Here is a 14,506-nt window from a genome sequence, read left to right as displayed (position 1 = left end):
CATGAATATTATTCATTTGTTCATATGCCATGGGTATTTCAGAATCCTTATAAGATTTAATCAATACATCAATATATATACCATTGCATACATCTAAAAATCCAGATATTCTTGGAGAAGCTTTAAATAAATTGCTTCTATTGGGATCATTAACTCCAAAAACTCTAGCATTTTCTTCAGTGTAAGGTGCTTCTCCAACCGATCCATCTATAGCTACAACTGTATATCCTTTCAATGTTTCATAATCATTATTCTGATAATAGTGCTTACATAACTTTGAATTTATATATGGAAACACTTTATAATCCAGCTTTTTCTGTGCCTGAAATATAGCCTGCTTGGAAACTGACTTTTCCAACCCAAAAGATGAATAGTAATGATTGATTTCATTGGCAACTGTGTAACCTTGTCTAGATATGAGAAACTTGAGCAGTCCTGTAAGTCCCAATTTTGAATCTCTTGTAAAATATCTGGGATCTTTTCTAGCAATCTCAAAAATATCAGGATGAGACAAAAGAGCATCAAAATATTCAAATGTAGAATAGATAGACATTATTCTTCATCATCATACACAAGTCTAGGTTTCTTTTTAGCATACATGGCTTTAAGATAGGGAACCTGTTCTTCAGTAAGAAGACCAAAACTACGAATAGTGCGGTGTTTGATTTTATCACCATCACGATAAGACTCAACAAGAGAGCAGAAATAAGTGCCTTTTTTGCCTCTATTATTTTGAACAACCTTCACAAACATAAAACCACTCCTTTTCTATACTACAATTATACCATTAAATCATTGAGATTTCACTAAATATGATATATCACTTCTATAATTACTTATGAATCTTAATAAACAAAAAAAGAAATCTGAATATGTCAGATTTCTAATTTAAATCTGTCGTTAAATTGACGACATTGAGAATTAAATCTCCTTCTTAAATAAATATCCTTTTTCATCTAATGCACTGACAATACGTTGATATGTGTCTTCATTTGGACATTGAATCGTGTGTAAATGCAAACCATCAGTTAACTGACTTAAAGGTTTAGCCTGATTGTTATTGACTTTTTTTATAAATTGATCAACATCATAACGAGATGATAAATGTAATTTACCAGTGAGTTGTCCATAGACAGGATGATCCACAATAACATCAATAGCACATCCACCCGAATCCACAATCGTATATAATTCATCAGCCATTTGTTCTTGAGAGTGATTGACCGCAATGGTATAAGTTTGATTTTGTTGTTTAGAATCTAATATATAACCTCTTGGTGTCGCAATAATATTGGTTCCACTGGCACGTATTAATGCCACATCACCGACAATGATTTGTCTGGAAACGCCAAGTTTTTTTGCCAGTGTAGATGCTGATATAGGCTTATCGCTTTTTTTGATTTCTTCAATAATTTTTTCTTTTCTATCCATAATGTTTTACCTCACAACAAATTATAAATGATTTCAACCATAAAATAAAGTAGAATAAGTCTATAAGATGTCGTTGGTGTCATATCTATTTACAATGGTATAAAAAGGCATAAAATGAAAAGTGAAAGGAGAGAGGTAATATGAAAAAACATTTCTATCCTAATTAAAACCTTTTTTTGACACTTTTCAAATGTAATGAGATGAAAACAAGAAATATGATTATTTTATTGTTTTTAAAAATGCAGATAATATTTCTTTGAAAGTATTCAATCAAATGGGAAGATGGACTCATTATGGTCAAAAATCAGTGAGAGGTTGGTCCTCTTTATCTAAAGAACAAATCAAAGCATTTGTTGTGGAGCATTTGAACTGTAAAGATGATGAATTTGAAGTTTTCAATGCTCATAATGAATTATTTAGAATGAGATTTTAAAGTTATATAAAAAGGAGGAATCATTAATGAAATATATTGTAGGTAGACCTAAAATCAAAACATCTTTCACATATGTTTTGTTTATTTGTGCTTTTGGAGTCAGTATATTTATTGCTGATGCATGGGAAGGAATGCAAATTGTAGGTATACTGATTATTTTGGTAGGAATATTGATTGTTTTTCCAGGTATCAGTTATTGTGAGTTGATGTGGAAAGTTGATCAAAATGTTTTACAATACACTTATCATGATAATATGCTGATGAAGATTTCGTCTTTCTTTAAACATCTTTTGCATACACATCGTATAGAATATCAAATGACAATAGAACTCAGTCAGATTGATTATATTGCCATCACATATGCGAAAGTTCCACGTTTACCTTATGGAGCCATTGGTTATGATGTCTGGTTTCATGTGCATATGTATGATGGCTCTATATATAGTTTTATAGCTTTAACATTATCAGGCAGAAAAGATTTTAATCAGGCTGTTGATTTCATGAAGGAACAAGGTATTCATTTTAAAGATGGTTATCATATTCTTGATGCATTACATTCTCATGAACATCTTTCTTATTACTTAGAAAGAATAGATAAGGAGCAGTCAAAATGATTAGAGTTAGCATTTCTTCAAAAAATAATCAAGTGATTCAACAATTATTTGAAAAGTTCTTTCAAAAAGAACAGTTAGAATATCAAATTGTTTCTTATTCAAAAAATACGCATCAGGATATTTACATTTTTGAAATCCACCAAAGAGAAGATTTAAAACTGATTGAAGAACAACCACATTTTGATTATGCATTGTACTATGTGATTGGTCCTAAAGACTATGATTTGATTAGTGAATGTATGAGATTAAAAGTGAATCTTTATTTTTCAAAAGAGTCATTAACAGAAGACTTCAAAAAGTATGAAGTGACTATGCTTCATGATATTCAAGATAAATTTCAATACTATCAATACCAGAGAAATGGTATTGTATCTCAGATTCGTTTATCGCATATCTATTATGTAGAATCATTAAGACATTCTATTATTATTCATTCTATTAATGGCACAATGGTAGAAAGAAAAAACTTAAAAGCTTTTCTAGATACAATTCAATCATCACAGTTTATCCAAATTCATAAATCATTTATTGTCAATAAACAATGGATCCAAAATATTTTTTCTGATCATGTTTTATTAAAGAATGCTGAAACATTACAAATTGGTAGAGCTTATAAAAGTCATATTCAATTATTATAAATCATAAAGACGGGGAGGCGTTATTATGCTAAGTGTAAAGAGTGATATGGGCATGACTGCCATTCAAAGATATATCAATAAAAAAGCGATAAAAGGCTATTGTTTAAAATCAATCGTTCCATTTATATTATTTCCACCATTACATTTTCTGGTGTTTACTTTTAAAAAATCAGATAAAAAACAGATTGGATATCTTGTTGAATATCAAAGATTCGAAGATGATTCTTTAGAAAAGACATATATTCAAGATATGAAAGATCAGGGATGGACATTATTTACAAATGTGCCTGTCAGTTTTAGAAATAACGGTGAATTTATTTTTTATACAGATCAAGCTTCATTAATATCACAGATCAAAGTCACAAGAGAAGATTTGATAAGAGATGCACAATTACAATTTCAACATGGTTGTATTTTAGCTTGTTTATTTGTTATCTTTTTTTCAATCTTTCCCCTTTCAAATTATACAAATACTTTTCTAGGATTTGTATCTCATTATTTCTTTTTGATTGTAGCATTAGCGACAATCCTATATGCATCTATTAAATATATTTTAATCAAAAAATCAATTCTCAAATAATGTGGAGTTGAGGTCAGTTTCAAAAAGTATCATTCAAAACTTTGGGTTAAGATTGATACTTTTTTTATTGCCTGAAACAGGTTGCTTTTCTTTTGGATGAAATTAGATTATAATAAGTTTTAGGTGAGAGAATGAAGGATATAGCAAAAAAAGCGAATACAATGTATTTATTAGAAAAATACAATATGAAAGCCACAAAGAAGTTTGGACAAAATTTCTTAATAGATTTAAATGTTATTCAAAAAATTGTGGCTTGTACGCCTATTGATCAACAAACTTGTGTTATTGAAATTGGTCCTGGAATAGGAGCTTTAACAGAACAATTGTCTTATCAGGCGGGTCATGTTGTGAGCTATGAAATTGATACAAGATTAAAAGCTGTTCTAGAAGAATCATTAAATGAATGTTTAAATGTAGAGATTATTTTTCAAGATTTTTTAACAGTTGATTTAAAACAGATTGTTCATCATTATAAGCAACATTATTCAAAAGTTTGTATTGTAGCAAATCTACCATACTATATTACATCAGATATTTTAGAACATATTATCACGTCTCAGGCTGATGTTGATAGTATACATGTTATGGTTCAAAAAGAAGTGGCACTGAAATTAACAGATGCTTCTTATCATAGTCCATTGACTTTTATGATAGAAAGTATTGGTCAAGCTTCTTTAGATATGACAATTTCTAAAAATGTATTTTCACCTGCTCCAAGAGTCGATAGTGCAATTTTATCTATTATGATGGAAAAGACATACAACCCACTTTTAACACAGATTTTAAAACAGGCTTTTACACAAAAAAGAAAAACAATCTATAATAATTTAAAAGGATTGTTTTTAGAAAATACAGAAAAAATATTAAATGAATGTGATATTGATTTAAAAACAAGACCAGAACAATTAAGTGTTGAAGATTATATAAAACTCACACATTATTTATAAATTCATATGATATATGGGTGAGGTTTATGAAAATTGGAGATTATGTTGTCAGGAAAAAATATAATCGCGATATATTATTTGAGATTTTTGATATTAAAGATAATATTTATTATTTAAGAGGTGTAGAACTGAGGTTGATTGCAGATAGTGAGTTGGATGATTTAGAGTTGAGTGAAGTTCAGCCACAGTTAGAAGATGGTTTTGTGATGGAAAGACATCCAGTGATCAGAGGAAAAGTTTTACATCTTGATGGTGATGAAAAATATTTGAAGATGTGTCAAAAGAAATATGAGGAATTAAAGATTAGGGCTGATTGTTATTATATGAAAGAAAGTGAGATGCCTGATCGAGTGATAGAATTATTAGAGAAACACAAGCCTCAGATTTTAGTCATTACTGGACATGATGCATTAAGAAAGAATGCCGATAAAAGTATAGGACAGAATTATCAACATTCATTAGATTATATGGCAGCAGTGAAAAAAGCACGACAGTATCAGGGAGATAAAGATGCTTTGATTATTATTGCTGGGGCATGTCAATCGTATTATGAAATGTTACTGGCGAGTGGAGCTAACTTTGCTTCCAGTCCTAAACGTATGAATATTCATGCTTTAGATCCTGTTTATATTGCCAGTCTAGTAGCTAATGAGAGTGTGAGGAATTATTGTGATATTGAAGATATTATCAATCATACATCGCATAAACAAAGTGGTATGGGTGGTATTGATACAAGAGGTGTCGCCAGAAAAATATATCCAACGAGAGGATGAGAGAAATGAAAATAAGAGCTTATGCAAAGGTCAATTTAGCATTAGATGTTGTCAGAAAAAGAGAAGATGGGTATCATGATTTAGAGATGATCATGGCACCTATTACATTACATGATTTAATTTATATTGAAAAGATTGATCATGGTATTCAAATCACTGCAAATACCAATCGTATGCCAACAGATCAAAGAAATATCATGTATAAAGTTGCACAGTTACTCATAGAACGTTATCAAATTCCTTATGGAGTCAAGATTCATATTTATAAACATATTCCTACACAAGCAGGACTCGCTGGAGGAAGTGCGGATGGTGCAGCTGTTTTAAAAGTGATGAACCAAATCTTTCAATTAAATCTATCATTGGAAACATTGGCTGATATTGGTAAAGAAGTAGGAGCAGATATACCATTTTGTATTTATGAAAAAACAGCTTTAGTGAAAGGAATTGGAGAAAAGCTTGAATTTATTTCAAAGGATTTTCATTGTTATGTACTGTTGGTTAAACCTAAAAAAGGAGTATCCACAAAAAAATCATTTGGTATGTTAGACTTAAAAAATGCTGAGCATCCTCCAATCATGGATATGAAAGAAGCTATTGAAAATAATGACTATCAGGGGGTTGTCAAATGTTTAGGAAACACTCTAGAAGAACCATCTTTAAAGATAGTCCCTGATATATTAAAAATTAAAGAAGAAATGAAAGAATTAGGGTTTGATGGCGCTTTAATGTCTGGAAGTGGTTCTTGTGTATTTGGTTTAACTCAAGATCAGAAGTTGTTAGAAAAAGGGTATCAGTTCTTTTTGAATAGATATGCTTTTGTCAGAAAAACAGAGATTTTAAATAAGGATTCACTGAAGTTATAAATAACTAACTTTTGTTTTTGTAAAAAAGTATGGAAAAATATGGGTATGAACGAAAGTATTTCCCTGTTTCCTCTTTTTTTTTATATATTTTTTTGTTAGAATAGTGGCGATAAGGAGAGAAAAAAATGAAAGTATATGCTATTGTATTGGCTGCTGGTAAAGGCACAAGAATGAAGTCTGATAAACCAAAAGTAGTACATGAAGTATTATATAAGCCAATGATTAATCATGTTGTAGATGAATTAAAGGCTTTAGGTGTAGATGAAACAATTGTGATTGTTGGTCACGAAGCTGATCAAGTGAAAGCAATTGTGGATGATGTCACTTTTGTTGATCAAACAGAACAACTTGGTACAGGTCATGCTGTATTGCAGGCTAAAGATATTTTAGCTAATCGAGATGGAATGACTCTTGTTTTATGTGGTGATGCACCATTGATTCGTAAAGAAACATTAAAAGAATTTATTGCGTATCATCAAGAATGTCATAATCAGGCAACAATTATGAGTGCTGATTGTGATCCAAGTACGCATTATGGAAGAATTATTAAAGAAAATGGTCAAGTCACAGGAATTGTGGAATTTAAAGATTTATTAGAAAGTCAAAAAGATATTACTGAAATGAATACTGGAGAATATTGTTTTGACAATAAAGCATTATTTGAAGCATTAAGTCAAGTGACAAATGATAATGCGCAAAATGAGTATTATTTGACTGATGTTATTGGAATCATGAATCATCAAGGTTTAAAAGTAGATGCTTATAAGATTGATGATTTTGATGAAGTTGGTGGTATTAATGATCGCGTAGCATTAGCTCAGTCAACACAGTTTTTAAGAGATCGTATTAATCGTGAACATCTTTTAAATGGAGTGACGATTGTTGATCCATCTAATACGTATATTGGTAGAGATGTTGTGATTGGACACGATACAATTATTGAACCAGGATGTATTATTAAAGGGAAAACAGTGATTGGAAGTCATTGTCATATTGGACCATATTGTGAATTTACAAATATGGAAATTAAAGATAATGTTGAAATTAAATTCTCTGTTTTAAGTGATTCAATTATTGAAAGTGGTGTAGATATTGGACCATATGCAAGATTGAGAACAAATTGTCATATTCATGAGAATGCACATTTAGGTAACTTTGTAGAAATGAAAAAAGCTGACTTTGGTGCAGGAAGCAAGGCTTCACATTTAACTTATGTAGGAGATGCCCAGGTTGGTCAAGATGTTAACTTTGGTTGTGGAACAATTACATCTAACTATGATGGTAAAAATAAATCACTCACAAAGATTGAAGATAATGTCTTTATTGGATGTAATACCAATTTAGTAGCTCCTGTCACAGTGAGAAAGAACGCATATATTGCAGCAGGATCAACAATTACTAAAGAAGTTGATGAAGATGCGATGGCAATTGCGAGAGCTAGACAAGAAAATAAACAAGGTTATAGTAAGATATTAAAAGAAATACGTGAAAAAGAATACGAAAGACGAAATAAAAATAAAAAATAAGGAGAATATGGGGTAAAAATGAAAAATAACATAACAATATTTGCTTTATCATCTAATCAGGAATTAGCTCATTCAATGGCTGATATTTTAGGGACAGAAGTTGGGAAAAGTAAAGTTCATCATTTTGCAGATGGTGAAATCTTAGTTGAAATTGAAGAATCAGTACGTGGAAAAGATGTCTTTATTGTACAATCAACATCAAATCCAGTGACTGAAAACTTAATGGAAATTTTAGTTTTGACTGATGCTTTAAAACGTGCATCAGCAAAAGAAATTACAGCAGTTATACCATATTTTGGTTATGCTAGACAAGATCGTAAGGCAAAACCAAGACAACCAATTACATCACGTTTAGTTGCTGACTTATTAACAGTAGCTGGGGTTGATAGAGTTGTGACAGTAGACTTACATGCACGTCAAATTCAGGGATTCTTTGATATTCCAGTTGATGAAATGGAAGCTTTACCTCTTATTTGTAGATATATTAAAAATAAAAATATTGAAGATTTATGTGTTGTATCACCAGATCATGGAGGAGCAACGCGTGCTAGAAAAATGTCAGAAGCATTGGATTGTCCAATTGCTATCATTGATAAAAGACGTCCTAAACCAAACGTTGCGGAAGTTATGGGTATTATTGGGGATGTTGCAGGTAAAAACTGTGTCTTAATTGATGATATGATTGACACAGCTGGTACAATTGTAGCTGGAGCACAAGTCTTAAAAGAAAAAGGTGCTAAAGATGTTTATATTGCTTGTACTCATGGTGTATTATCAGGACCGGCAGTAGATAGATTAAAAGATTGTGTCGCAAAAGAAGTTATTATTACAGATACAATTGCTATTCCAGAAGAAAAACGTTTTGATAAATTAGTACAAATCAGTGTAGCTGAATTATTAGCATATACAATTGAAAGTATTGAAAATGATTTACCTGTCAGTGATGTATTCCAACATTTTGATTTTAAAGGTGAATAATAAATGGTTATAAAATATATACGCAAAAGCTATAATGAAACGATGTATAAATGTTTTAGGCCCTTTAAATAATTGAGGGGTCTAATCTAAAAAGCTTTAAATTAATAGTGGGGTATTTTGACCCCACTTTCATTTTAAAGCAGGACGAACAATATTTGATTGGTGACTATCTGTCATCTTTTTTTATTACATTTTCCTCTTGGTTTACCAACTCTTTTCATCTTTTTTTCATGCTCGGTTGCAGTATGTTTTTATATGAATTTTGCGAATAGATGAACTTATTTCTAGCTCTTGCAAAGTTTTGCATTCCATTTGCATTACTGGTTGATCTTCTTGATATAGTTATTTTTTTCTCAATAGGTCTGCTAGATAGTCTTCTTTTTCGTAATATTGTTTGCAAACAAATTATAACAGGAGATTCTCATTTTATAAAAAGCAACCCCAATTTAAATTTAAAGCAAGAAAAGACAGACCCCTTTAAAAATTTAAAGGCTAGGGTCTGCCCCGCAAATATTTAATATACCAATCAATAGTTCTATGCTTAAACATAGAACTTTTTTATATCCATAAACGAATCATAATAGGCGCTAAAAACACAGTGAATATACCTGAAATCACAATGGATAAACTACTCATTGCTGCCTCAATTTCACCCCACTCAATTGCTTTCGCTGTTCCAATAGCATGAGCACTATTTCCTAATGCCAATCCACGTGCAACAGGATGATTGATATGGAAAACTTTAAAAATCGTTTTAGCAATCATTGATCCAAAAATTCCTGTTAAAATGACAACACCTACTGTCATTGTCGAATGACCACCAAGCAATTCTGATACTCCAATAGCAATCGCTGTCGTAATAGATTTTGGCATCAAAGAATATAAAACTGTTTCACTTGTCTTCAACAAAATACAAAGAACCATAACACTCATCAAACCAGACAGACAACCACATAATAAGCTTGCTATAATAGCTCCAAAATGTTTAACCAGGACTTGTGTTTGTTTATATAAAGGAATCGCTAAACAAACAGTTGATGGAGTCAATAAATATGTAATCATTTGTGCTCCCTGATTATATGTCTGAAAATCAATATCTAAAACATATAAAACAAAGATAGTCAAAAAAGCACTGATTAATAATGGATTCAAAAGAGAATAAGACCATCGCTTTCTTATTTGAACAGCCAACCAATATGTTAATAAACTTAATACAATGCCAAAACAAGATGTTTCAATCAATAAATTATTCATTGATATTTTTCCTTTCTATCATATATTGTGCAACTTTCCCTGTCACTACCATCACAATGACTGTACTTATAACAAGAACAATCATAATCACAGCTATGTTTTCAAATAATTCTTCTTTGACATTCATTAAACCAACAGCAGATGGAACAAATAAAACAGGCATAATCAAAATCAGCCAATCTGCAACATCTTCTATTGCTGATAATGGAATCATTTTTGTATAAAGACCAACTAACATGATCAACAATCCATAAACACTTGCTGGAATGGGTAATGGTAAAAAACTCAATAATTCTCCTACAAATGAAATCAACATAATAATAAGAAACTGATGTATATATTTCATAATGACCTCCTGTTGTGATACCGTGCAACATTATAACATGATTTGACTGATGATTATACTTTTTTTTATAAATTAATTTGCATTTTTATATTGAATAGATTTAAATATAGAGTTGAGGTGATCACAATGGCTTATCAAAAACAATATTATAAAAGAGGTCATTATGTTAAAAAAATCATTGATGATTATTGTGTTATAGATATCGAAACAACAGGTTTATCTTGGCAAAAAGATAAAATTATTGAAATTGGAATATTAAAGGTCAGAAACAAGGAAATCGTTGAACGTTATAGTCAGTTAATCAATCCCCAACAGAATATTAGTTCTTTTATCACTCAACTCACTGGCATTGATAATCAAATGGTAGAGGATATGCCTGTTCTTTCTTCTGTTCAAGATGACATTTTGCAGTTTCTTGGACACGATCCAATTATTGGACATAATACAGCTTTCGATCTTAATTTTATTGCGAATCATTTTCAGATCAATTTATCTAATGAATATATGGATACGGTTCAATTTTGTAGAAAGGTTTATCCTCAAATGCCCCATCATCGTTTAACAGACATGGTAGAATTTTTAGGGCTTTCCACAAATGAACACCGTTCTTTAGCAGATTGCATATCTACATATGAACTTTATGAACACCTTAAAAAAGAAATAATTAGACAACATATATCCATATAAATACCTCAAAAGCATAGCTGACTATCCATTATAAGTATTTGATTTTTATAATGTCTATATATAGAATATAGTCAAGGAGGCTTTCATATGATTCAAATGCTTACCAAAGAAGATATTCAAAAAAGTTTAGAAGATATGGGATGTTCATCCAAACAAGTTCAAGAATTTGTTGATGACTTTGAAAATCATCGTTTTGAATTTCTTTTCCTTTTTTTAAAAAAGAAAAGATATGAAATTCTAGATGAAGTGCATCAAAAACAAAAGAAAATTGATCATCTTGATTATCTGATTTACACTTTAAAAAATATTCAAAATAAAGCATAAGCTTTCTTAAAGGAGGTCAATATCATGCAAATCAAACAGATTATTGAAAATCAAACTTTTGATGAAGAAAGAGCTTTATACAACATACAAAATACTGAAGTGAGAAACTGTACTTTTGCTGGTCCTCAAGATGGAGAATCTGTCTTGAAAGAAACAAGACAAGTCAGAGTTGATCATTGTACTTTTTCGCTTCGTTATCCCTTATGGCATGTACAGGGTTATGAATTAATTCACAGCTCTTTAGATGAATTAACAAGAGCTCCTATCTGGTATTCTCATCATGGTTTGATTGATTCTTGTGATATTCAAGGTATAAAAATTTTAAGAGAATGTAGTGATACAATTGTTTCAAATTGTCAGATTCAATCACCAGAGTTTGGCTGGTTCTGCCAGGATATTTCTATTAAAGATAGTGAAATTCATTCTGAATATATGTTACTTCATAGTCAGCATGTTAAAATTGATCATTTGAAATTTACAGGAAAATATTCTTTCCAATATATGCATGACTTGGAAATTACAAATTCTTTTTTAGATACAAAAGATGCCTTCTGGCATAGCAGTAACGTCATTGTTAAAGATTCTGTTGTCAAAGGTGAATATTTAGGGTGGTTTTCAAAAAATGTCACATTCATTAACTGTCAGATCATTGGAACACAACCACTTTGCTATTGTGAAAATTTGAAACTCATTGATTGTGAAATGATTGATTGCGATTTAGCATTTGAATATTCTGATGTACAGGCAACAATCAAAGGACATGTTGATTCTATTAAAAATGTCAAATCAGGAACAATTACGGTTGACAGTGTTGGTGAAATCATCAATGAAGATGCTGTTATGGAAACAAATGGTCAAGTGATCATCAGACAAGCCCCTATAAACAATCAGTCTATTTGTCAATGCTGTTGTTAAACGTTAACTGAAAAGTTAGCGTTTTTTTGTTATCAATAATTGAACATTAAAAAAGTGAATCTCTGCAATGAAGATACCTTAACTTTTAGAAATTCACTTCTCTCTTCATTCCATGTTTATAAATCAATATTTTTATTTCACAACAATATTGACAAGATTGTTGTATTTGATCAAAAAACACTGTTAAAATAAGCGTTTTTTTCCTATCTTCATCATTTGTACCATCCGGTACCACTCGCTTGACTCATTTATTCTGTTTATCCGTGCTATAAAACCTTGCTTTTTTCAGCATGATTATAACATCAATTAATATTCATCCCAATTATACAATTTAGATTTTATCCAACAACGCTGTTTCCTCTCTGAATTTTTCTGTACTGTTGTGAACATAGGACAGTGTCATACGAATGGTCCCATGTTCTAAAAGAGAACTGACGGTATTTGGTGTCATTCCCGCCTCCAGACAACGTGTTGCAAACGTATGTCTGAAAATATGCGCTGAAAGTCTTGGACAGTCAAATTCATACCCGCTTTTTTTGCCTTTTCTATACAGTATCCTAATGAGCTGCTAAAACCAGTACGATTGTATGCATCACCAAGTGATGATACAAAGATAAGATCATCACTGATCGATGATTTTCCTCTATATATCTTCCCTAGTTCAGGCTTTCTTTTTTTGATGTTTCTATCCAGTATTTCATATGCTGTTTTATTGAGTGGGATAATCCTGCTTTTTTTGTTCTTTGTTTCTGCAAAGGTGTATTCCCCCTCTTCATTGCGTCGATAGGAAAGCTGATGTCGTATACAAATATATCTTTTTTCAAGATCAACCTCATCAAAAGAAAGACCAAGTAATTCACTTAATCTTAGACCTGTATTCAGCATCAGCAGCACCATATCCTTAAGGCGTTGAGAAGCGATATGACTGATCAGAACTTCTTCATCCTTCCTTGACATGGCTTCTGTTGCCCTTCTTCTTGGTTTTGATATATGAATGCTTTTGGCAGGATTTTTATTAATAAGATCGTTTTCATAGGCTACATTAAACATTTGCTTTAAGACAGACAGTATATTAATGGCTGCAGTAATCGAATCATTACTGGCTTCATTAACGATCAGCTGAACATCAATCATACGAATTTCTCTGATGGAAATATTTCCCCTGTCTTTCTTGAAAATGTATTTGTTAAAAGCTGTCTCCAGATGGTCCAGATACTGCTGAGTAACACCCTGAGGCCTTTTGATATGCTTTATCCAGAAATCATACCATTCTTTGATAGTGTAGTTACGTGCAGCCACACCCTGGCTTTCATAATCTTCCACTTTCGCCTTTTCAAATCTCATTCGCAAACATTTCAGATCAGGATCTGTCAGTGCAATGCGTTTACCTGATTTGCTGGTAAACCTAGCCATATAAAGTCCGTCTTTTCTCTGTATAATACCTAAACCGAGTTCTTTATTTCTTAAATCCTTTCCCATTTTCTTTTCCTCTTAGCAGTCAAGCACGTTATGATTCAATAGCCACTTCTCCATATTCTTTCGTTTGATCATTCTTTTGTTGCCGTTGAAGATACAAAGACTCGTATGCTTGTTTGTTAATCTTCTTAACGTGTTGATACCAATTCCAAAATATTCGGCTGCTTCTTTCAGTGTGAGCAATACTTTTTGATTTTCAGTTGTTTCCATAAATTCATTCCTCCTTATTTAACCTTTATCATATTAAAAAAAGCAGAAAATGAGAAATGTACAAAATTCGATACTTTTAGATATCATCGTTATCCAAATGCTCAACATAGTAATCAATATCAGCTGCTGCATAACCACCAAAGCAGCACACTTGTCAAAAGACAAACAGGTGTCTATTGTTTTATCCTGTATAATCCTCATGCCTGTGACGGTCTGATCACGATCGAGCTAGAGCTGATTATGAGTATCATTATTTTTGTTTGCATTAATGCAAAACTGTGGACTGCCTGATATTGCCTTTATTGAATTGTCAATGTTCTTTTACATAAGCCTTTCACTTATTCAATGAAATTATACATAAACAAAAATACTCCCATAAGGGAGTATTGCAGGCTGTTGACAAAGTAAAAAAGTCAACAGCTTTTAGTTTTCAAATGAAAGAATATATGGTATTATATCCATTGTCGTGGATGACTTCTTTCCAAGTACGCAAACTTTGAGGCTCCAC

The 14,506-nt window shown here is 31.3% G+C and carries 20 protein-coding genes; 12 read left to right on the top strand and 8 right to left on the bottom strand.

Annotated elements, in window-relative coordinates; genetic code table 11:
* The 3 genes from B5G32_RS11815 to B5G32_RS11805 all read right to left on the bottom strand — a co-directional run.
* Positions 1–553, bottom strand: a 553-nt coding sequence (locus tag B5G32_RS11815) for a hypothetical protein (protein WP_143746642.1), incomplete at its 3' end; no start/stop codon positions are given.
* Positions 553–753 carry a hypothetical protein gene (locus B5G32_RS11810; protein WP_087244157.1) on the bottom strand — a complete coding sequence of 67 codons (201 nt, stop codon included), beginning with the start codon at positions 751–753 and terminating at the stop codon, positions 553–555. The genes B5G32_RS11815 and B5G32_RS11810, both read right to left, overlap by 1 nt.
* A gap of 168 nt (positions 754–921) precedes the next feature.
* Positions 922–1,431 (bottom strand): transcription repressor NadR, encoded by a 510-nt coding sequence (locus B5G32_RS11805; protein ID WP_087936756.1) that lies wholly within the window; start codon positions 1,429–1,431, stop codon positions 922–924.
* 256 nt (positions 1,432–1,687) lie between these two features.
* Here B5G32_RS11805 and B5G32_RS13845 point away from each other — a divergent pair, with 256 nt between their 5' ends.
* The 9 genes from B5G32_RS13845 (at position 1,688) to B5G32_RS11765 (ending at position 8,786) form a co-directional block, all read left to right on the top strand.
* A complete protein-coding gene (locus B5G32_RS13845; RefSeq protein WP_158094020.1) occupies positions 1,688–1,864 on the top strand; it encodes a hypothetical protein in 177 nt (58 codons plus the stop codon).
* Between the two features lie 26 nt (positions 1,865–1,890).
* A complete protein-coding gene (locus B5G32_RS11800) occupies positions 1,891–2,478 on the top strand; it encodes a hypothetical protein (protein WP_087936755.1) in 588 nt (195 codons plus the stop codon).
* Entirely contained in the window at positions 2,475–3,116 is a 642-nt protein-coding gene (locus B5G32_RS11795; protein WP_087936754.1) for a LytR/AlgR family response regulator transcription factor, read from the top strand. The genes B5G32_RS11800 and B5G32_RS11795 overlap by 4 nt, the downstream gene beginning before the upstream one ends.
* A 25-nt stretch (positions 3,117–3,141) precedes the next feature.
* The gene (locus B5G32_RS11790) at positions 3,142–3,696 is read left to right on the top strand and encodes a DUF2812 domain-containing protein (protein ID WP_087936753.1); all 555 of its coding nucleotides are present in this window, start codon (positions 3,142–3,144) and stop codon (positions 3,694–3,696) included.
* Between the two features lie 131 nt (positions 3,697–3,827).
* The gene (rsmA, locus tag B5G32_RS11785; RefSeq protein WP_087936752.1) at positions 3,828–4,643 is read left to right on the top strand and encodes a 16S rRNA (adenine(1518)-N(6)/adenine(1519)-N(6))-dimethyltransferase RsmA; all 816 of its coding nucleotides are present in this window, start codon (positions 3,828–3,830) and stop codon (positions 4,641–4,643) included.
* A gap of 26 nt (positions 4,644–4,669) precedes the next feature.
* Positions 4,670–5,416: a sporulation peptidase YabG gene (locus tag B5G32_RS11780; protein ID WP_087297028.1), complete on the top strand. Its 747-nt coding sequence runs from the start codon at positions 4,670–4,672 to the stop codon at positions 5,414–5,416.
* Between the two features lie 5 nt (positions 5,417–5,421).
* A complete protein-coding gene (gene ispE / locus B5G32_RS11775) occupies positions 5,422–6,282 on the top strand; it encodes a 4-(cytidine 5'-diphospho)-2-C-methyl-D-erythritol kinase (RefSeq protein ID WP_087936758.1) in 861 nt (286 codons plus the stop codon).
* A gap of 125 nt (positions 6,283–6,407) precedes the next feature.
* Entirely contained in the window at positions 6,408–7,808 is a 1,401-nt protein-coding gene (gene glmU, locus B5G32_RS11770; RefSeq protein WP_087297029.1) for a bifunctional UDP-N-acetylglucosamine diphosphorylase/glucosamine-1-phosphate N-acetyltransferase GlmU, read from the top strand.
* Between the two features lie 18 nt (positions 7,809–7,826).
* Positions 7,827–8,786: a ribose-phosphate diphosphokinase gene (locus tag B5G32_RS11765; RefSeq protein ID WP_087304468.1), complete on the top strand. Its 960-nt coding sequence runs from the start codon at positions 7,827–7,829 to the stop codon at positions 8,784–8,786.
* Positions 8,787–9,344: 558 nt separating this feature from the next.
* Here B5G32_RS11765 and B5G32_RS11760 read toward each other — a convergent pair.
* Positions 9,345–10,040 (bottom strand): LrgB family protein, encoded by a 696-nt coding sequence (locus B5G32_RS11760; protein WP_087936751.1) that lies wholly within the window; start codon positions 10,038–10,040, stop codon positions 9,345–9,347.
* Positions 10,033–10,386 (bottom strand): CidA/LrgA family protein, encoded by a 354-nt coding sequence (locus B5G32_RS11755; RefSeq protein ID WP_087243215.1) that lies wholly within the window; start codon positions 10,384–10,386, stop codon positions 10,033–10,035. The genes B5G32_RS11760 and B5G32_RS11755 overlap by 8 nt, the downstream gene beginning before the upstream one ends.
* Positions 10,387–10,512: 126 nt before the next feature.
* Between B5G32_RS11755 and B5G32_RS11750 the strand changes: the two genes are divergently transcribed.
* The 3 genes from B5G32_RS11750 to B5G32_RS11740 all read left to right on the top strand — a co-directional run bounded on the left by B5G32_RS11750 (position 10,513) and on the right by B5G32_RS11740 (position 12,312).
* A complete protein-coding gene (locus B5G32_RS11750; protein WP_239386246.1) occupies positions 10,513–11,073 on the top strand; it encodes a 3'-5' exonuclease in 561 nt (186 codons plus the stop codon).
* 87 nt (positions 11,074–11,160) lie between these two features.
* Positions 11,161–11,397, top strand: a complete 237-nt coding sequence (locus B5G32_RS11745; RefSeq protein WP_087243214.1) for a hypothetical protein — start codon at positions 11,161–11,163, stop codon at positions 11,395–11,397.
* Positions 11,398–11,421: 24 nt separating this feature from the next.
* Positions 11,422–12,312 (top strand): DUF3737 family protein, encoded by an 891-nt coding sequence (locus B5G32_RS11740; RefSeq protein WP_087936750.1) that lies wholly within the window; start codon positions 11,422–11,424, stop codon positions 12,310–12,312.
* A 331-nt stretch (positions 12,313–12,643) separates the two neighbouring features.
* Here B5G32_RS11740 and B5G32_RS14335 read toward each other — a convergent pair whose 3' ends face one another.
* From B5G32_RS14335 to B5G32_RS11725, 3 genes are read right to left on the bottom strand one after another with little or no spacing between them, the layout of a single operon-like run.
* Complete coding sequence (locus B5G32_RS14335) at positions 12,644–12,865, bottom strand: tyrosine-type recombinase/integrase (RefSeq protein WP_087936749.1); 222 nt, start codon at positions 12,863–12,865, stop codon at positions 12,644–12,646.
* Positions 12,760–13,791 carry a tyrosine-type recombinase/integrase gene (locus B5G32_RS14330; RefSeq protein WP_087936748.1) on the bottom strand — a complete coding sequence of 344 codons (1,032 nt, stop codon included), beginning with the start codon at positions 13,789–13,791 and terminating at the stop codon, positions 12,760–12,762. The genes B5G32_RS14335 and B5G32_RS14330 overlap by 106 nt, the downstream gene beginning before the upstream one ends.
* Positions 13,792–13,803: 12 nt before the next feature.
* Positions 13,804–13,998 carry a helix-turn-helix domain-containing protein gene (locus B5G32_RS11725; protein WP_087936747.1) on the bottom strand — a complete coding sequence of 65 codons (195 nt, stop codon included), beginning with the start codon at positions 13,996–13,998 and terminating at the stop codon, positions 13,804–13,806.
* Between the last annotated feature and the right edge of the window lie 508 nt (positions 13,999–14,506).

This window comes from Massilimicrobiota sp. An80 (assembly GCF_002159255.1).
Taxonomy (GTDB): domain Bacteria; phylum Bacillota_I; class Bacilli_A; order Erysipelotrichales; family Coprobacillaceae; genus Allocoprobacillus; species Allocoprobacillus merdigallinarum.
The sequence above is the reverse complement of the archived record's forward strand: the minus strand, read 5'-3'. Positions and strand labels throughout refer to the sequence as shown.